This window comes from Ensifer sp. ENS08, from assembly GCF_014852195.1.
In the GTDB taxonomy this organism is placed as follows: domain Bacteria; phylum Pseudomonadota; class Alphaproteobacteria; order Rhizobiales; family Rhizobiaceae; genus Ensifer; species Ensifer adhaerens.
On record NZ_JACVBF010000011.1, the window covers coordinates 199,092 to 217,141 of the forward strand.

Annotated in this window: 19 protein-coding genes and 1 pseudogene; 13 read left to right on the top strand and 7 right to left on the bottom strand. The window is 62.5% G+C overall.

Translation table 11 applies throughout. The features are described from left to right. Positions 1-5 precede the first annotated feature (5 nt). Complete coding sequence (locus IB272_RS22485; protein WP_192445076.1) at positions 6-866, bottom strand: CoA transferase subunit A; 861 nt, start codon at positions 864-866, stop codon at positions 6-8. A gap of 180 nt (positions 867-1,046) precedes the next feature. On the opposite strand from IB272_RS22485, the gene IB272_RS22490 reads away from it, so the two are divergent. Both IB272_RS22490 and IB272_RS22495 read left to right on the top strand, forming a co-directional pair. After that, the gene (locus tag IB272_RS22490; protein WP_060530464.1) at positions 1,047-1,802 is read left to right on the top strand and encodes an IclR family transcriptional regulator; all 756 of its coding nucleotides are present in this window, start codon (positions 1,047-1,049) and stop codon (positions 1,800-1,802) included. Positions 1,803-1,891: 89 nt separating this feature from the next. Then, positions 1,892-2,554, top strand: coding sequence for a sulfite oxidase-like oxidoreductase (locus tag IB272_RS22495; RefSeq protein WP_113079287.1), 663 nt, complete (start codon positions 1,892-1,894; stop codon positions 2,552-2,554). On the opposite strand, the gene IB272_RS22500 is transcribed toward IB272_RS22495, so the two are convergent. Both IB272_RS22500 and IB272_RS22505 read right to left on the bottom strand, forming a co-directional pair. Beyond that, the gene (locus IB272_RS22500) at positions 2,539-3,204 is read right to left on the bottom strand and encodes a TetR/AcrR family transcriptional regulator (protein WP_060530466.1); all 666 of its coding nucleotides are present in this window, start codon (positions 3,202-3,204) and stop codon (positions 2,539-2,541) included. The genes IB272_RS22495 and IB272_RS22500 overlap by 16 nt on opposite strands. Beyond that, on the bottom strand, positions 3,189-4,658 hold the full coding sequence (locus IB272_RS22505; RefSeq protein ID WP_113079295.1) for an amidase family protein: 1,470 nt from the start codon (positions 4,656-4,658) through the stop codon (positions 3,189-3,191). Before IB272_RS22505 ends, IB272_RS22500 begins: the two co-directional genes overlap by 16 nt. Before the next feature lie 31 nt (positions 4,659-4,689). Here IB272_RS22505 and IB272_RS22510 point away from each other — a divergent pair, with 31 nt between their 5' ends. Then, on the top strand, positions 4,690-5,133 hold the full coding sequence (locus IB272_RS22510; RefSeq protein ID WP_060530467.1) for a hypothetical protein: 444 nt from the start codon (positions 4,690-4,692) through the stop codon (positions 5,131-5,133). Then, complete coding sequence (locus IB272_RS22515; RefSeq protein WP_060530468.1) at positions 5,133-6,071, top strand: sterol desaturase family protein; 939 nt, start codon at positions 5,133-5,135, stop codon at positions 6,069-6,071. The genes IB272_RS22510 and IB272_RS22515 overlap by 1 nt, the downstream gene beginning before the upstream one ends. A 47-nt stretch (positions 6,072-6,118) precedes the next feature. Here IB272_RS22515 and IB272_RS22520 read toward each other — a convergent pair whose 3' ends face one another. Next, positions 6,119-7,567, bottom strand: a complete 1,449-nt coding sequence (locus tag IB272_RS22520) for an NCS1 family nucleobase:cation symporter-1 (RefSeq protein ID WP_060530469.1) — start codon at positions 7,565-7,567, stop codon at positions 6,119-6,121. Between the two features lie 237 nt (positions 7,568-7,804). On the opposite strand from IB272_RS22520, the gene vapB reads away from it, so the two are divergent. Beyond that, positions 7,805-8,038 carry a type II toxin-antitoxin system VapB family antitoxin gene (gene vapB / locus IB272_RS22525; RefSeq protein ID WP_034805861.1) on the top strand — a complete coding sequence of 78 codons (234 nt, stop codon included), beginning with the start codon at positions 7,805-7,807 and terminating at the stop codon, positions 8,036-8,038. Next, positions 8,038-8,445 carry a tRNA(fMet)-specific endonuclease VapC gene (gene vapC / locus IB272_RS22530; protein WP_060530470.1) on the top strand — a complete coding sequence of 136 codons (408 nt, stop codon included), beginning with the start codon at positions 8,038-8,040 and terminating at the stop codon, positions 8,443-8,445. The genes vapB and vapC overlap by 1 nt, the downstream gene beginning before the upstream one ends. A gap of 10 nt (positions 8,446-8,455) precedes the next feature. Here vapC and IB272_RS22535 read toward each other — a convergent pair whose 3' ends face one another. Further along, positions 8,456-9,343 carry a helix-turn-helix domain-containing protein gene (locus IB272_RS22535; RefSeq protein WP_060580989.1) on the bottom strand — a complete coding sequence of 296 codons (888 nt, stop codon included), beginning with the start codon at positions 9,341-9,343 and terminating at the stop codon, positions 8,456-8,458. A gap of 128 nt (positions 9,344-9,471) precedes the next feature. Here IB272_RS22535 and pobA point away from each other — a divergent pair, with 128 nt between their 5' ends. Further along, positions 9,472-10,644 (top strand): 4-hydroxybenzoate 3-monooxygenase, encoded by a 1,173-nt coding sequence (gene pobA / locus IB272_RS22540; RefSeq protein ID WP_060580988.1) that lies wholly within the window; start codon positions 9,472-9,474, stop codon positions 10,642-10,644. Here pobA and IB272_RS22545 read toward each other — a convergent pair. Then, positions 10,638-11,180 carry a GNAT family protein gene (locus IB272_RS22545; protein ID WP_060522057.1) on the bottom strand — a complete coding sequence of 181 codons (543 nt, stop codon included), beginning with the start codon at positions 11,178-11,180 and terminating at the stop codon, positions 10,638-10,640. The genes pobA and IB272_RS22545 overlap by 7 nt on opposite strands. An 86-nt stretch (positions 11,181-11,266) precedes the next feature. Beyond that, complete coding sequence (locus tag IB272_RS22550; protein ID WP_060580987.1) at positions 11,267-12,181, bottom strand: LysR substrate-binding domain-containing protein; 915 nt, start codon at positions 12,179-12,181, stop codon at positions 11,267-11,269. Positions 12,182-12,481: 300 nt separating this feature from the next. Between IB272_RS22550 and IB272_RS22555 the strand changes: the two genes are divergently transcribed. The 6 genes and pseudogenes from IB272_RS22555 to IB272_RS22580 all read left to right on the top strand — a co-directional run. Next, on the top strand, positions 12,482-13,588 hold the full coding sequence (locus IB272_RS22555) for an extracellular solute-binding protein (RefSeq protein WP_060522058.1): 1,107 nt from the start codon (positions 12,482-12,484) through the stop codon (positions 13,586-13,588). A 113-nt stretch (positions 13,589-13,701) separates the two neighbouring features. Continuing rightward, a complete protein-coding gene (locus IB272_RS22560) occupies positions 13,702-14,688 on the top strand; it encodes an ABC transporter permease (RefSeq protein ID WP_051659715.1) in 987 nt (328 codons plus the stop codon). Continuing rightward, complete coding sequence (locus IB272_RS22565) at positions 14,688-15,482, top strand: ABC transporter permease (protein WP_034805885.1); 795 nt, start codon at positions 14,688-14,690, stop codon at positions 15,480-15,482. The genes IB272_RS22560 and IB272_RS22565 overlap by 1 nt, the downstream gene beginning before the upstream one ends. Beyond that, on the top strand, positions 15,482-16,564 hold the full coding sequence (locus IB272_RS22570; RefSeq protein WP_060580985.1) for an ABC transporter ATP-binding protein: 1,083 nt from the start codon (positions 15,482-15,484) through the stop codon (positions 16,562-16,564). The genes IB272_RS22565 and IB272_RS22570 overlap by 1 nt, the downstream gene beginning before the upstream one ends. Before the next feature lie 69 nt (positions 16,565-16,633). After that, the gene (locus IB272_RS22575) at positions 16,634-17,743 is read left to right on the top strand and encodes an NAD/NADP octopine/nopaline dehydrogenase family protein (RefSeq protein ID WP_176960305.1); all 1,110 of its coding nucleotides are present in this window, start codon (positions 16,634-16,636) and stop codon (positions 17,741-17,743) included. Beyond that, positions 17,744-18,050 (top strand): annotated as a pseudogene (locus tag IB272_RS22580) (glycine C-acetyltransferase); the annotation flags it as partial. It abuts the gene before it with no gap.

Here is an 18,050-nt window from a genome sequence, read left to right on the forward strand (position 1 = left end):
CTCCCTCAGGCCGCTTTTGCCGGTTTGTTGCCGGCATGCTTGGCGAAATCTTCCGGCCCGGCGTCGAGCACGTTTTCCTTGATCCAGGCGGTGAAGCTATCGCGGTCGCGGGCGATCTCGTCCCAGCCGATGTAGAAGGCGTTGGAGCGCGGAAAGTAACCGTGCGCATAGGACGGGAAGGCGCCACCCGGAACGTGGGCAACCGATGTGACGGCCCAGCTCGGCAGTACGAGGGAATTGGGCGACGGAGGGTCGAGTTCGTCGACGATCTCCTCGACCGTGACGATCGAGCGCTTGGCGGCAAGAACCGCCTCCTTCTGCACGCCGACGATGCCTTCGATCAGCACGTTGCCCTTCCTGTCGGCGCGCTGGGCGTGGATGATCGTGACGTCAGGGCGGATCGCCGGTACGGCCGCAAGCACTTCGCCGGTAAACGGGCAGGTGACCGACTTGATGTTGGGGTTTACCTTCGGCAGGTCGGCGCCGATGTAACCACGCAGCGTCGCAAACGGCAGGTTGGCGGCACCCGCCTCATAGGCGTTGGCCATCGCCGCGTGGGAATGCTCTTCGATCTCGAGCGGCCGCGGCCACTGGTTTTCGACGGCGTCGCGGAAGCGATGTAGCGAGCCGACGCCGGGATTGCCGCCCCAGGAAAACTTCATGCCACGCGCCGCACCCACGCCGATCAGCTGGTCATAGAGAATGTCCGGCGTCATGCGCACCAGATAGAGGTCCTTGCGACCCTGGCGGATCACCTCATGCCCCGCGGCATAGGGGATCAGATGGGTGAAGCCTTCCATGGCGACGGTGTCGCCATCCCTGACATTGTCGCCGACAGCCTCGGCGAGCGAAACGATCTTCGCCATGTTTCCTCTCTTGGTCTCAGTGATCTGTTCGTGGCCTTCGTCGCCCCACGGGCAGCCGGCGCCTTCCTCTTCCGGATGCCAATAAGCGCCGATCGAAACGCTCGGTCAAATATTTTGTGCGATATTTGACTTTTGTTCGTATATCGCACAAAATCGTTGGCGATGATTTGGGAGGCAAGGATGCGTGAAACGGACTTCGTCAGCGGCTTTGCGCGCGGGTTGGCAGTGATCGAAGCCTTCGATGAAACCCGGCCGAAACTGTCGATCGCCGAGGCGTCAAAGATTACCGGGCTTGACCGGGCGACGGTGCGCCGGTCGCTGCTGACCCTCTCCGAGCTCGGCTATGCAGACTATGACGGCAAGTTCTTCGCGCTGACGCCGAAGATCCTGCGCGTTGGCCATGCCTATCTCTCGGCAACGCCGCTGCCGACGATCATCCAACCTTATCTCGACCAATTGTCCGACCGCGCCGGGCAGAGCGCCTCGGCCTCGGTCTTGGATGGAACCGAGATCGTCTACATCGCCCGCGCCTCGCAAAAGCGGGTGATGTCGATCAACCTGACGACGGGGTCGCGCCTGCCGGCCTATTGCGCCTCCATGGGGCGGGTATGGCTCGCGGCACTGCCGGAGCATGAGGCACGAGAGATCCTTTCCCGATCGAACCTCAAGACAAACACGCCCTATACGAAGACCGATCCGGAGGACCTGATCGCCGAGTTTCGCCGTGTGCGCGACCAGGGCTATGCGCTGATTGATCAGGAACTGGAACTCGGTCTCTGTTCGATCGCAGTGCCGCTCGAAAACGACCGCGGCCGGATCGTTGCGGCGCTGAACATCGGCGCGCCGGCAGCCCACGTGGCCGCAGCGGAGATGGTCGAGCGTTACCTGCCGCTGCTCAAGGAAACGCAAGCGGCGCTCCGGCTGGTGCTGAGATAACAACTTTTGAAGCTGCGCTTGACCTTCCGCCGTCGCGCCCTTCTTACTTTCGCTTGGCGAGTGAATTCGGGGTTGGGGAGGAGAGCATCATGACCGACGACGCGCATCCGCCGGAAACCAAGCTCACGACGACGAAGCGGCGCTGGGCCGCCGATGGCAAGTTCCTGACGGGGCGGATCGTGCGCCCCGAGGACGAGCGCCTTCCGCCCGGGCAACATCTGGTCAAGGACTGGCCGGTGCTCGACCTCGGCCAGCAGCCGATCATCCGGACGGAAAGCTGGCGGCTCGATATCACCGGTCACGTCGAGCATCCCCTGTCGCTCGACTGGGCCGCCTTCAAGGCTTTGCCGCAGAGCGACCGTCTCTCCGACATGCATTGCGTGACGACGTGGTCGCGCTACGACAACCGCTGGCAAGGCGTGACCACACGTGATCTGCTCGACCAGGTGATGCCGAAGGCTGAGGCGAGCCATGTCATGCTGACGAGTTATGACGGCTACACCACGAACATGCCACTTGCGGATTTCGCCTCCGAAGACGCGATCCTTGCGACCGACTGGGAGGGCCAACCGATCGGCCGCACCCATGGCGGACCGATGCGGCTCGTCGTTCCACATCTTTATCTGTGGAAGAGTGCCAAGTGGCTGACGCGTATCGATTTTCGCGAAGGCGACATGCCCGGCTTCTGGGAGCGGAACGGCTACCACATGCGCGGCGACCCGTGGCGCGAAGAGCGCTATTCGGACGACTGATCGGGGCCTGTGAAGGCTTGACGATCACCGCCCAACGCGTCCGGGTCCAGAAGCGATTGCAGCCCCGCAAGCTGGTAGCGCCAGAAGAGGGAAATGGCCGACTGGATAGACGGGGCGTCGCTGTATTCGCTGAGCGTATCGGCAATGGTGTCCAGCGTTCGAGTGAAGGTTCGCTCGAGCATGAAACCCATCAAAGGCGTCAGGGCTTGCTCGCCGCCCTTGTCGGTCAGGTAGCCGGAAGCCAGCCGCACCATCTCCCGGATCATCAGCTTGCGGACATGGGCGTAGCGCGTCCCATCGGCCCCGCGAAGCAGGATCAGCACCACGAGCCGCTGGTCGATCCAGAAGGACAGCAGCGCCCGGGCACGTTCGGATCCGGAAGCATCGGCCTGCAGCCAATCGCCGATCGATCGCAGTTCTCGTACACGGGCGCGCAGCAAGCGCAACAATCGCCCGGCGAGCGCCGGTGTCACGATCTCATAAAACAGCGCTTCCTTGTCGGCGACGTACTTGTAGATGTTGCTCGAACTCGTACCCGCCCGTTCCGCCACATCGGCCAGCCGGGCCTTTTCGAACCCTTGCTCGGCAAACACCGCTGCCGCTGCCGCAAGCAGACGCTCGCGCACTTCCTGCTTCAGGCGCTGGGGCATGCGAGCCTTTCTGCAAGCTCGGTGAGCCTTGGTTGCCAGGGGGCAGCTTCTTCCAGCTGGAAGGCGAGTGAGAAGAGCAGCGCGTCCTCGCCCGTTGCTGCAGCGAAATGGCAGCCGACCGGCAGCCCCTCGCGCGACCAGCAAAGCGGCACCGACATGGCGGGCCATCCGGCAAAGGACGCCACATTGGTGAAGCCGGCGAGGCGTTCCGTAAACGCGATGAGTTGGTCTGCATCCTCGGTCGGTCCTTGCGTCCCCAGCGGAAAGGCCGTGAAGGGGACGGTGGGCGAAAGCAGCACGTCATAGCCGGAGATCGTCTGATTTGCGCTCGCCTCGGCCCTCTTCGTCGCGCCGATCGCCTCCATGATTGCCGCCTCCGGCAGCCGCCTCGCGCGGCGGACGAGCTCGACCGTGTAGGGCTCGAACAAGGTCTCGTCGAAGGCGCCGCCCATTGCGGCCGCGACCTGGTCGAACAGGCCGGACAGAACGATCCCGGTCAGATTGAAAAAGGCGCGGCTGGTTTCCTGCGCGTTGACGTCAGGCCCCGCGCATTCGACGACCTCGTGCCCCAAAACCGTGCACAACGTGATCGCCGCGTTGAGCGCGTCCTCGACCGCTTCAGACACGCCGCGCCCGAAAACATCATGGCGATAGACGCCAATGCGCAGCCGCTTCTGCGGGCCGCGGCGCATATCGTCGATCGCAGGCATTGGCCGCGCCAGGTCCTGCCGCTCGGTCGCCGCCAGCCACGCGGCGCTGTCGCGCACGGAACGGCTGACGCAATGGTCGCTGATCAGCCGCGCCGTCGGCATCGCCGGCGGCAGGCCGGCATTCACCGTGCGGTCCCGGCTCGGCTTGAAACCGAATAGCCCGCAGAACGAGGAGGGGCCACGGATCGAGCCGCCGCCGTCGGACGCGTGGGCGATCGGCACCATGCTGGAGGCAACGGCCGCCACCGCGCCGCCGGACGAGCCGCCGGTCGAAAGGGCAAAATTCCAGGGGTTGCGCGTCGCGCCATGGGCGAGGGTTTCGGTGGTGCCGAGCAGGCCGAACTCCGATGTGGTCGTCTTTCCAAGAACGATCAGACCGGCCTTGTCGATCGCGTCCGTGTAATCCGATCCGGCTGGGGCGGGCTGTCCCTTGAAGAGGCGAGAGCCGAAGCCGGCCTGATGGCCGGGATAGGCAAGCAGATCCTTGAGCAGGGTCGGTACGCCCGGGAACGGCATGTCCGCGTGCGGCCGAAGAGCTCCGGCGCACTTGCGCGCGTGGTCGAAATTCGCGGATGCAAGGGCGTTGACGTGCGGCTCGACCCGCTCGATGCGCCGGATGGCGGCATCGACGAGTTCGAGCGGCGAGGCTTGGCCCGTCGAGACGAGACGCGCCTGTTCCGTTGCGTCCAGCGCGGAAAAGTCGTCCGTTTCCTGTTGCGAAAATTCGGGATTGGGGGCGCGCATCTGTCCAGCTTCCATTGACGATGAAAAGAGAATGCTGGATTCTCTTTTCATCGTCAATGAGCGGTTGCATCCGCAAGCGACTGATTGCATCTTCCCGTCTCCTGCAATGCTGGTGCAACCCACCCCCCGCAAAGCTCGTGCAACGTTTCAACAAAGGACGTTGTCGATGCGCCTGGCCATTTTACCGATGTGGATGATCCTCTTCAGCGCGAGCCCGAGCCATGCCGAAGAAAAGGGAATGTGGATTGCGGACAATCCGTATCGGACCGTGCAGCCTTTGTACGATCCCTGTCGTGATGGTCGGCTAAGTGATGGAACGCCGCGAACCTGCGCCGAGATCAGACGCATGTACCGGCATGGACGAGGCGGCTGGTCCGAGCAGGACCATCGCCTGGATGCATGCAGCAACGGACGCGTCAGCGACGGTCGGCCGCGCACATGCCGGGAACTGCTTGAATGGATGGAGCATCGTTGATGAAGGCAGAGCGCAGAGCCACCGTGTCGAGGCTCGGACAGGTTTTCAGATTAGTGCTTGGGTATCTGTCCTGGCCGCTGGTGCTTTTCGGTGGACTGCTCGGCGCCTACTACGCGTTCGCGAGCGCAGAGCCTATGGTCGGATTCGTGGCGGTCTATGCGGCTGCCGTCTTCATCTTGTTTCTTCTCGAACGCTACATTCCCTACGAGCGGGGCTGGCTGCAATCGGATGGCGAAACGGTGAACGATATCGGCCACACGCTGGCGACGAAGGGCCTGCTGCAGGCGGCTGGCCTGATCGCCGCCGTCTTTCCCATGTATGCCGCCAACATCCTGCAGCCGCTCGCAGCGCTCAAGTTTGGTCTCTGGCCATCGGATTGGCCGATGGTGTTTCAGGTGGCTATCGCCGTGGTCGTTGCCGAATTCGGCCTCTATTGGTCGCATCGGATCGCCCACGAAAAGCTGTTCTTCTGGCGGTTTCACGCGCTGCATCACAGCGTCGTTCGGCTCTGGGTCATCAATACCGGCCGCTTCCACGTGGCCGATTCGCTGTTCAAGATCGCCATGAGCCAGATCCCGCTCTATTGCCTGGGCGCTCCGTTGCACGTTTTCTGGTGGCTCGGCGCGGTCACGGCCTTCATGGGCATTCTTACCCATTGCAACGTCGACATGCGCACCGGCCCCTTCGACTATCTCTTCAGCACGCCGCGGCTGCACCGCTGGCATCACTCGAAGGACCTTCGCGAAGGCAACATGAACTACGGCGAGAACGTCGTGGTCTGGGACCTTTTGTTCGGCACGTACTACAACCCTGACCGTCCGTCCTCCACTAACATCGGCATCAAAGGCCAGATCGCCCAAGGCTTCCTGGCACAACTGGCGCAGCCCTTCACCAAGAACGGCGTTCGCGAAATCCTCGGCCTCCCGAAGAAAAACTGAAAATGCGACAGCATGCCCGGTGTTGAACCGGGCATGCTGCGCAATAACTAGGCCGCAAAGGCCGGCTTGCGTGCGCCGATCCTTAAGACGTAGTAGATCGCCCCGCCGATGGCGACGCCGAAGAACCAGCCATAGATTCCCCACCAGGCGGGCAGGATGTTGGTGAAGGTCGGCAGGATCGAGGAGAACAGCGCGCCGATGGCAAAGGCGATAAAGGCGCTGCCGTGCCAGCCGCCCTGGAAGCGGAACTCGCCCTCCTCGTGATAGAGTGCTTCGACATTCAGCTGGCCGCGGCGGATCAAATAATAATCCACCATCATCACCCCGAAGATCGGCCCCATCGTCGAGCCGATGAAGTTGACGAAATGCGCAGCCCCCGTTTCCCAAGGGGCGAACGGATAGAGGATGAGCGCAATCAGCGCCGCAATGTAGCCGCCGCGCTTGAAGTTGATCTGCCGCGGAAAGACGTTGGCAAAGTCGAAGGCCGGCGACACGAAGTTCGCCACCACGTTGATGCCGAGCGTCGCGACGGCGAAGGTAAGGGCTGCAAGCAGCGCCAGGAACCAGCTGTCGAATTTCGCCGAAATCTGGTCCGGATGCAGCAGCACTTCGCCATAGACGGCAAAGGCGGCGGTCGTCGTCACGCCGGCGACCAGGCAGAAGGCGAGCAGGTTGATCGGCAGGCCCCAGAGATTGCCCTTGCGTAGCGTCTTCACGTCGGTTGCATAGCGCGAGAAGTCGCAGAAGTTCAGATAGAGCGCTGCGAAGTAGGTGATCCAGGTGGCGGCGACCGCGGCCAGCGCCGGGAAGCTGCCGGGCTCCCACGGAACGCCTGCGTCCTTGGTCTTTTCGACGAGCACGTCGCGCGGGATTTCCGAACCGAACGAGAACGTCCCTGATTTGACGATCAGGTAGACGGCAAGGATCAGCATCATGATCCAGACGGCCGGGCCTGCCCAATCCTGGAATTTGCGAACGGTCTCCATGCCGCGCTGGATGATAAGCAATTGCAGCGACCAGACGACGACGTAGCAGATGACCTCAAGCGTCGAGTGGCCGAGCATGTGGCTGTTTTGATGGAAGGCCAGCATGCTTTCGTTGCGAATGAGAAGCGCCACGATCGCGCCGGAGGCAGCCGCTGTCTGGGCGCCGTACCAGAAACAGGCGACGACGGCGCGCACCAGCGCCGGAACGTTGGCGCCGAAGGTACCGAAGGAGGCGCGGGCGAGAACGGGGAAGGGCACGCCGGTGCGTACGCCCGCATTGCCGACAAGGCTCATCAGGAAGAAGATCACCAGCGAGCCGATGCCGATCGCGATGACGAAGTTTATGAAGCTGCCGCAGAGCAGGAACAGGCTTGCTGCGAGGTAGTATCCCCACAGGCTATGCACGTCGGATGTCCACACATTGAAGATGCTGAAAGCGCCCCACCGGCGCTCCTCGGCCGGTGCCAGATCCTCGTTGTACAACGAGGGCGACGGATCGCGTACTGCCATGTCTTCCTCCGTATTTCCTCCGGATCCCCCTCGGACCCGATCTTGATTCTGCTCCCGTTTTGAGTCGTTGCAAAAAGCTTTTTGGATCGTCGAGGTGGGGATGCAGTGGCACCGAACGTGACAAAGCGGCCTCGCAGAACTGCGATCGGCAGCCGCGAAAGGTCGCGTATATCCCATTGACATATCCTGTGGCTGAAACCATCTTGGATATATTCAAGGTATATCCCGGAGGCGACAATGTCGGAACAGGGCGCAGTTTTTCTCACCAATCGTAGTCAGGCGATCCGGCTGCCGAGGGCCGTAGCGCTTCCGGAGGACGTCAAACGCGTCGATATCGTCGCGGTGGGGCGAACGCGCATCATTACACCCGCAGGCGAGGCCTGGGACAGTTGGTTCGACGGCGAGCTCGTCACAGCCGATTTCATGGTGCAGAGAGAGCAGCCGGAGGCCCAGGAACGCGAGCCACTCTGATGTTGAAATACATGCTCGACACCAATATCTGCATCTACACGGTCAAGAACCGGCCGCAGCAGGTTCGTGAGGCGTTCAACAGGCATCACGGCCAACTGTGCATCAGCTCGGTCAGCCTGATGGAGTTGATCTACGGCGCGGAAAGATCCGCAATGCCCGAGCGTAACCTATCGGTCATAGAGGGGTTTGCCGCGCGTCTTGAGGTTCTCAACTACGATCAGGCGGCAGCCAGCCATACCGGACAGTTGCGCGCCGAACTCGCCCGCAGTGGCACGCCGATAGGGCCTTACGATCAGTTGATCGCGGGTCATGCACGGTCTCAAGGCTTGATCCTCGTGACCAACAACCGGCGGGAGTTCGATCGTGTGCCCGGCTTGCGAGTCGAGGACTGGACCGCGGCGCCCTGACCCCGCCTTCCTACGCACCGAGCCTGTCTCGTTCCGCAAGCCGCCAGGCGCGGGGCGTCACGCCCGTCTGGCGCAGGAAAAAGCGGGAGAAATACGCGGGGTCTGCGAAGCCGAGGCGGAAGCTGATTTCCTGGACGTTGGCGCGGGTGAAAACGAGCTCGCGCTTTGCTTCGCCGACGAGCTTTCGCGAAATCATCTCGTGCGCGCTGAGGCCGGCAACGGCGCGCGTGATCCGGTTGAGATGGGTTTGCGACAGGCCGAGTTCGCGGGCATAGGCGGCGGCCGGCCAATGCGAGCGGAGGTGCTGCTGCAAAAGCGCCTGGAAGCGCTGGACCCGCCGCTCGTTTTCACTCTGGCTGCTATCATCCCGGTCGTCGCTCGTCTCGTCGAGACGGGCCGTCAGCGTCAGCGCGGCGGTCAGGTAGGCGTCCAGAAGATCGGCGCGGTTGCCGCGGCTGGTTTCCCATTCCCTGGCAAGACGTGTGAGGGTTGCTGCGATGTAGGCAGCATCTTCGCGGCCGTCGAGCCGGATCAGGTGCGGGACGGCGAGCCAGGCGCCAAGGCGGCTGCGCTCGCCGGGCGTTGTCTTCAAGTGCGAAGCAAGGATGGTGAAGACGAAGCCGTCAGTGTCGCGCGAGAAGCGGAAGCCGTGGCTGAGCGCCGGCGGAACGGTAATGACCATCGGCGGTTCGATCATGTTGACCGCATTGCCAAAGACCGCATCGCCGGAGCCGCCGGCAATGTACAAGATCTGAAAGAAGCTCTCGTGCCGGTGCAGCCCGATCTCCCAGTGGTAGAGGCTGCTTCGTGACGGAATAGTCTCGCAATGCAGCCAGAAATCCGGCCGTTCTCCGGTCTTTTCGCCGTAGAGTTCGTAGGTCGGAACCGTCTTCTTCATACCGCACATCCTGAAGCCATGTTCGATTTGTGCAATTTCATGGCGGATTTGTCCATTGAGAGCGAAGCCGGCCCGGCGCAGATTTTGCCAAAAGACAATTCTGACAAAGAGCAATTCCGGAGGAGAGCATGCGCACCAAGGTCGTCATCATCGGGTCGGGCCCGTCAGGGCTTTTGCTCGGGCAGTTGCTGACGGAAGCGGGCATCGACAATGTCATTGTCGACCGTGTCAGCAAGGACTACATCCTCGGGCGCGTGCGCGCCGGCGTGCTGGAGGAAGGCACGGTCGGCCTGATGGATCGCGCTCAAGCCGGGGCGCGCATGCATCAGGAGGGCCTGCCGCATGACGGCTTCTCGCTCGCCTTCGATGGCCGCGATCACCGCATCGATCTCAGGCAACTGACCGGGGGCAAGCGCGTCATGGTTTATGGCCAGACGGAGCTGACGCGCGACTTGATGGAGCATCGCGAGCGCTCAGGGGCTGTCACGATCTACGAGGCGGCCAATGTCCAACCGCATGATTTCGACGGTCATCTGCCCTATGTGACCTTCGAGAAGGATGGCACGGCGCAGCGCATCGACTGCGACTTCATCGCCGGCTGCGACGGCTTTCACGGGATCAGCCGCAAGTCGGTACCGGAAAAGGCGCTCAAGACCTTCGAGAAGGTCTATCCCTTCGGTTGGCTCGGCATTCTCGCCGACGTGCCGCCGGTCGACCACGAACTGATCTATGCCAACCATCCGCGCGGTTTCGCGCTTTGCTCGATGCGTTCGACGACGCGCAGCCGCTACTACATCCAGTGCGCGGTGAGCGAAAAGATCGAGGATTGGTCCGACACGCGCTTCTGGGACGAACTTCGCCGGCGGCTGCCGTCGCATCATGCCGAAGCAATGGTAACGGGACCGTCCTTTGAAAAATCAATCGCGCCGCTGCGCTCTTTCGTTGCCGAGCCGATGCGTTTCGGCCGGCTGTTCCTGGTCGGCGATGCCGCCCATATCGTGCCGCCAACCGGCGCGAAGGGTCTGAACCTTGCCGCCAGCGACGTGCATTATCTCTTCGAGGGGCTGCGCGAACACTACCAGGATCGCTCGAATGCCGGCATCGACGCCTATTCGGCGCGGGCGCTGGCGCGCGTGTGGAAGGCGGTGCGCTTCTCCTGGTGGATGACGACGATGCTGCACCGTTTTCCGGATACCGGCGATTTCGACCAGCGCATCCAGGAAGCCGAACTCGACTACCTCACCCATTCGGTGGCGGCAGAAACGGCGCTGGCGGAGAACTATGTCGGCTTGCCTTACTGAGCGGCGGCGGTGCGGTCGGCCCATTCGCCTCTAAGCATGCCATAAATCGCTGTGTCCCACCTGGCATCTCCGACCTTGGCGGAGGAGCGTCTGACGCCTTCCTCGTAAAAGCCGAGGCTTCGGTAGGTGCGGATCGCCGCCTCGTTGAACGTGTAGACGTTGAGCTCCAGCCGCTCGAAGGCGGGGTCGGCGAAAAAGCGGCGGGTGACTTCGCTGAGGAAAGGCTGGGCGAGGCCCTGGCCGCGCATGCGTGGATTGATGGCAACCCGGGCGAGGCGGCCGACGCCGTTTGCCCAGTCGAGCGCCACCTGCGCATGGCCGGCGAGCTTGCCGTCGGCGACGCCTGCAAACATCAAGCGCTCAGGTTCGGCACCCTTGGTTCCGGCGAGCATCGCTTCGAGCTGTGCCGCTTGCAGCGGAAAGGAGAGGCCGGGGCCGCCCCATTGCACCAGCGCCTCCAGGCTTGAAAACCAGTCGAGCATCTCGGGGATATGCGCTTCGGAAAATGCGTCAACAAGGAGGGGAGCGGTCGGCATGGTTCACCATTTTGTCGGGGCCGCAAATCTCGGCTGTGGGGCGGGGCTTGTAAAGCCGCGAAATCCCACGGGCCGCCGACAGGGCCTCAGCTCGCCTCCATCGCCAGCCGCATATCCTGCACCGTGGCGCGGGTCGCCTCGACATAGGCGTCGACCAGGTGGCGGTTTCTCGTTTCGCGGAGCCAGCAGAGGCTGAGATCCGACGCGATGCTGGGGAGAAACGGCTTGATTGTCAGCCGGTCGCGCTGGCCGAAGGCGAACACCGGATCGACGATCGCGATCCCCAGTCCGTTGGCGACCATTTCGCAGACCGCCGGCGCAAGGGTCGCATCCATAATGTAGTTCAACCGCGTGCCATAGCCATCGAGCGTGCTTTCGATCTTCTGCCGGATGCGGTTGTCCGCGGCAAAGCCGATATAGGGCTCGCCGTGGATGTCGGCGGGCACGATCTCCTGTTTCGCAGCGAAGCGATGGTCGCGCGGCGCAATGCAGACGAGGTCTCCGCCGCGCAAGGGAACGCACTCGATGTAGGGGTTGTCCGTATTGCGGTTGATGAGGCCGATATCGACCTGCTTGGAAAGCAGCCACTCGACGATGAACTGCGAACTGCGGATCACGACCGAGATGTAGGCGTCGCCGTGCCCCGCAAGAAAGCGCTTGTTGGTGTCGCTGATGAAGAGGCCGGAAAGCGCCGGCATCACACCGACCGAGATCTGCCCCAGTTCCTCGCGCCGGATCAGGTCGACGGCGCGCTCGATCTGCTTGATGCCGGCGAAGACACGATCGATCTCCTTGTAGAGCCGCATGCCATGCTCCGAAGGAATGAGCCGCCCCTTGATGCGGTCGAAGAGTTCAAGCTCCGTATCTTCTTCCAGATGCGCCAGGAGCTTGCTCACGGCGGGTTGCGAGATATGCAGCACTTCCGCGGCACGGCTGACCGTGCCGCATTCGATCACGGCTTTAAGAGCCTCGATTTGTCGCAGGTTCGGTGCGCGCTTCATTTCATAACTTCATTCGGGGCAAACTTGCCCATACCCTAGCTTTGCGCGCGGAGGTTGACAATCCGGCCGACCAAGACCCCCGCAAAATATCGCCGTTTGCCGTGCCGGCTTAAATTCTGGGCTATAACCTTTTGGAATGGATGCAGGCTCAAAAACAATTAGACGGACCAAATTTGCTGCGCCAATCTTTATGCAGGCTGCAACTGGATCGATCCGGCTGCGCGATCGGCGACGGGATCAGAAGCGCGTATGCGCGCTCTGGCGCCATCAAGTCACGCTGGGAGGCGAGAGGAGAAACAAATGATTATCGGGCAGAAGATCAATCGCAGGAACGCGCTCAAGCTGTTGGGGGCAGGCGGTGCAACGGTGCTCACCGCGCCTTACCTCATCCGGTCGGCGCGTGCTGAGAGCTCGGTTCTCAACATCACCACCTATGACAAGTTCCTGCCGCAGGATTTCATCGAGCAGTTCCAGAAGGACACAGGCATCGAGGTTCGCATCCGCCTGACCGACGACCAGGGCAAGCAGTACAATCTCTTGACGGCGGAAGGCGCAAACCCGACCACGGACATCGTGACGGTCGCCGGCCACCGCTACGGCCAGTTCATCGGCTCCAAGCTGGTGCAGGCGCTGGATACGGCAAAGCTGCGTAATTGGGCGAACCTCAACCCCGCCTATCAGGACGCCGCCTGGGCGCGCTTCGAGGGCAACCTTTGGGGATTGCCGATCCTTGCCGGCTACGAAGGCCTCGTGCGCAACACCGACTACGTGTCGGAGGCCGACAGCTGGGGCATCATGTTCGACGAGAAGTACGAAGGCCTGACCGCCTATATGGCGGGCGACTTCATGTCGATCACCATGAAGTATCTGGGCCATGACGGCGACTTCGTCACCTACACCGACAAGGTCGAGGAGGCTCAGAAGGCCGCCAGCCAAGCGCGCGACCACCTGATCAAGCACAAGCACATGGTTCGCAAATACTACGATGCGGCGAGCGAAGTGCAGCAGATGTTCATCAACGAGGACATCCATCTGGCGCAGGCCTGGTCGGGCCCGGCCGCCAAGCTGATCATGGACGGCGTGCCGGTCAAGCTCTCCGTGCCGAAGGAAGGCACCTACGGCTTCTGCTACACGCTGAACATCGTCAACAACGCGCCGAACGCCGAGAACGCCTACAAGCTGTTCGACGCGATCCTGGCGAACCCCGAGGTCGGGGCGGCGATGACGCGCACCTCCGGCTTCAGCTCGACGATATCGGGTGTCGAAAAGCTGCTCGACGAGAGGGAGCGGCTGGCATCGACCCTGCCGCAGGACGAGCTCGAGCGCGTCACCTTCTTCAGCTCGCTCAACCGCTCGATGAAGAACGAGATCATCGATCGCGCCGTCGCCGAACTGAAAGCGGCCTAAGCAATCGCATTGCGATGACTGACTGACTGACCTCGCCGTGGCGGCGGGGTCAGAACGGTGACGCATGTTCTGCCAACGCCCGTCGGGTCGCGGACAAGCTTTGGGATAATTCAATGGCCGTGGGAACACATACGGCAGGTGGCGGTCTCCCCGTCCGTGCTGCGCACATGAAATACTCGACCGGTGTCGCGAGGGTGATCAACTCACTGCTCTATCGCTACACCTTGGGCGCCGTTGCCGAGTGGCGATACGGACGCATCCTGCTTTTGGCCGGCGTGCCGGTCGTCTGGATGCTGATGATGCATATCGGCCCCATCTACGAGATGCTGCGCATCAGCCTCCTGTCCAGCTATCCGCCGCAGCCGGGCGTCGAGGCCGAATTCACGTTCGACAACTACGCGCTCTTCTTCAGTGAAAAGCTCTACTGGATGCCGCTGCTGCGCAGCTTCATCTATGCCTCCATCGCAACCGCCGTCACCCTGGTCGTGGTCTATCCGGTTGCCTATTACGTGGCGAAGGTGGTTGCGACCGGCAACAGGTCACGGGCGCTGCTCCTGCTCTTGGCCCCGTTCTGGGCCGGTGAAATCATCCGTATCTTCTCGGTCATCATGCTTCTCGCCAATCGCGGTGCCGTTAACGTGCTGCTCAGGGAAATCGGGCTGACCGAGCGTCCGATCCAGATGCTCTACACCTCGTTTTCGATCAGCTTCGGCCTCGTCTACATGGTCTGCCTTTACATGCTGCTGCCGCTCTATTCGGCGATCGAGAAGATCCCGAAGTCGCTGCTCGATGCCTCAGCCGATCTCGGGGCAGGGCCGTTCACGCGCTTCCGCCGCATCATCCTGCCGCTTTCGCGCGACGGCATCGTGTCCGGATGCTCGCTGGTCTTCCTCACCTGCATGGGCGTGTTTGCCGCTCCCATTCTGCTCGGCGGGCCGACCACCAGCATGTTCTCCGAGACGATCAGCAGTTTCTTCCACGGCGCCAGCAGCCGTTGGCCGGCCGGTGCCGCCTTCGCGATGATCATGCTTGCCGCATCCCTCGTCACCGTCGGTCTGTTCATGCGGGTCGTCGGCGGCTCGAAGCAAAGGACATTCTGATGCGCGCCCTGTTTCACGATTGGCCCGGGCTGGCCCTCAAGTCCTTCTACTGGCTGTTTGTCCTGTACCTGTTTCTGCCGTTGTCGCTGATGGTGGCGGTCAGCTTCAAGGACGCGAGCTTCATTTCGTTTCCGCTCGGAAACCTGACGATCGACTGGTACGCCAAGGTAATAAAGGACAAGCAGTTCCTGGACGCCTGTCTCTACACCATCATGATCGCCGCGGCGACGACGGCCATTGCAACGGTGATCGGTGTCTGGATCGCGATGCTGATCGGGTCGCTGCGCGGGGCCGCTCAATACGTGGCCTTTGCGGTGGCCTGCCTGCCGGCCGTGGTGCCGGGCATGATCTCGGCGATTTCGCTGCGCATCTTCATCACCACCATCGATCTGCCGACGGGCACGGTCGCCATCATCCTCGGCCACGTCGTCCACGCCGTGCCTTTCGTGGTGGTCATGGTGCTGACGCGGCTGCGCTCGATGCCGGGCAATCTGGTCGATGCCGCGCGCGATCTCGGTGCCGACAGTATCGTAACCTTCTTCCGCGTCACGCTTCCCTATCTGGGACCGGCCATCTTCGGCGGCATGATCTTCTGCCTGCTGCTGTCGAGCGACGACTTCGTCCGCACCTTCTTCCTCGGCGGCTATCGCCCGACGCTGCCGATGCTGATCTTCGCTCGGGTGCAGTCCGGCATGTCTCCGGAGATCAACGTCATGGCGACGCTCGTCCTGGTCGTGACCGCCGTGGTCGGGCTCTACGCAGAATATCTCACACGTCGTTCGAGGATCCGCTGATGCAACCGGTTGTTCAGTTCGAAAATATCCGCAAGAGCTTCGGCAGCTTTGTCGCCGTCGATAATCTCAATCTCAACATCGAGCGCGGCAAGTTCGTCACCCTGCTCGGCCCCTCCGGCTGCGGCAAGTCGACAACGCTACGCATGCTGGGCGGGTTCGAAACGCCGACGGAGGGCCGCATCCTGCTCTCCGGCCGCGACGTGACAATGGTTCCGCCGAACCGGCGCAACGTCAACATCGTGTTCCAGGATTACGCGCTGTTCCCGCACATGTCGGTCGCGAAGAACATCGCCTTCGGCCTGGAGTTGAAGGGTGTCGACAACCGCCAGATCCAGCGGCGCGTATCGGAGCTTCTGGAACTCGTGCAGCTGCAGGATTTTGCCGGACGTCTTCCGTCCGAGCTGTCGGGCGGCCAGCGTCAGCGCGTCGCGCTGATGCGCGCCTTGGCGCCCGATCCCGACGTTCTGCTTCTGGACGAGCCGCTTTCCGCCCTCGACGCCAAGCTTCGCCAGACGATGCAGATCGAGCTCAAGGCGATCCAGGAACAGACCGGCAAGACCTTCATGTTCGTGACCCACGACCAGGAAGAGGCGCTCACCATGTCGGATACGATCGTGGTCATGAACAATGGCCGGATCGAGCAGATGGGCGATCCGGCGACCCTCTACAAGCGCCCCGGCTCCGCCTTCGTGGCGACCTTCCTCGGCGAAACCAATCTGTTGCATTCCGACGTCGTCGGTACTGACGCCGGCGAAGCGGCGGTGCGGTGGAACGGCATGACGATCAAGGCGTCCGCCGGCGCGCTCTCGCCCAAGGCCGGCGACGCGATCTACGTCGTCCTGCGGCCGGAAGCGATCCAATGCTCGGCGCAGGAACCGGGTGTCGCCAACCGGATCCGTGGACGGATCCGCCAGCGGGTTTTCAAGGGCAACCACACATCGCTCAAGGTCGAGATCGGCGAGGGGCATCTGCTCAACGCGCTCGTTCATCCGAGCGAGGTGGAAGGCCTAAGCCGCGACGACATCTGGGTCGGCTGGTCGTCCGAAGCGACCACGCTCATCCCCGCCCGAAACGCGGCTTAGCCGCAACACCTCGACAGCGGGCGCCCCGGCTGCGCCCGTCACCCGATATCAATGAAAGTGGAAAACGACATGCGCGTAGGTATCGCAGGTGCTGGCTCTATTGCCTTTGGCACCGCTGCACTTCTTGAAAAACTGGGACACAAGGCAACGCTCTGGTCGCCGTCCGGCACCGGCACTGTGGCACTCGCAGAGGGAGGGCGCCTCACGGCCGAGGGCGCCATCGAAGGCACCTTCCTTCCGGCCGTTGCCAAGCGTGCGGAAGATCTCGTCCACGATACCGATGCGATCCTCATCGCGCTGCCGGCCTATGGTCACCGCTTCGTGCTGGACGCAATCGCGCCGCATCTGACTGCCGGTCAAGTGGTGATCTTCAGCTCGCACACCTCGTTCGGAGCGCTTTATCTCTCGTCGCTTCTGGCAGCACGCGGCATCACCTTGCCGATCGTTGCCTGGGGCACGACGATCGTCAGCGGCCGGAAGCTCGGCCCTGCGCTGGTGCAGGTGAACACCATCCGCAAGCAGGTCGATCTCGCGACCGTTCCGGCATCGGAAAGTGCGCGCGGCCATGCGGTCTGCACGGCACTCTTCGGCGAACATTTTGTCGATCGCGGCAGCCTTCTGGCGATCGCGCTTTCAAACCTCAATCCGCAAAACCACCTCGGGATCGCGCTCGGCAACATGTCGCGCATGGAGCGCGGCGAGACCTGGGTTCAGGCCCAGAACGTCACCCCCAATATCGGTCGTCTCCTGGAGACACTCGACCTCGAACGCCTGGCTGTCGCCGAGAAGCTGCAGCTGAAGGTGCGCGACATTTTTCAGCATTTCCACCTGTCGTTCCATGTGCCGGTCAGCACGATCTCGCAGATGAACCAGGAAATGCATGAGGCCGGACATAACGGCACGGGTCCTGCGACGGCCGACAGCCGCTACGTGACGGAGGATGTTCCCTTCGGTCTGGTCGTGACGGCGCAGCTCGCGCGCCTTGCCGGATGCCCGGCAGACCTGCACGAGGCCGGTATCCGCATCTTCTCGGCCATGTACGGCCGGGACTTCGAAGGCGAGAACGACCTCCTTCCGGAACTGGGCCTCGAGCGACTGGATCTCGAAGGTCTCGATGCCCTGTGCCGCACCGGGTTTCCGCCTGTTGCTGCCGCCGATCGAGCCGAGGGACGTGCCTGAATGAGCGACCGCTACCTCACCCATCTCCGTTCAGAACTCGAGGGCCTGAAGACGGCCGGGTTGTACAAGTCGGAGCGTGTGATCACCTCGAAGCAGGCGGGTGAGATCGAAGTCGCCTCGGGCGAGCGGGTGCTCAACTTCTGCGCCAACAACTATCTCGGCCTTGCCGACAACGCGGAACTGGCCGAGGCCGGCAAACAGGCGCTCGACCGTTACGGTTACGGCATGGCCTCGGTGCGTTTCATCTGCGGCACGCAGGAGGAGCATAGACAGCTGGAGGCACGCATTTCGTCCTTCCTCGGGCTGG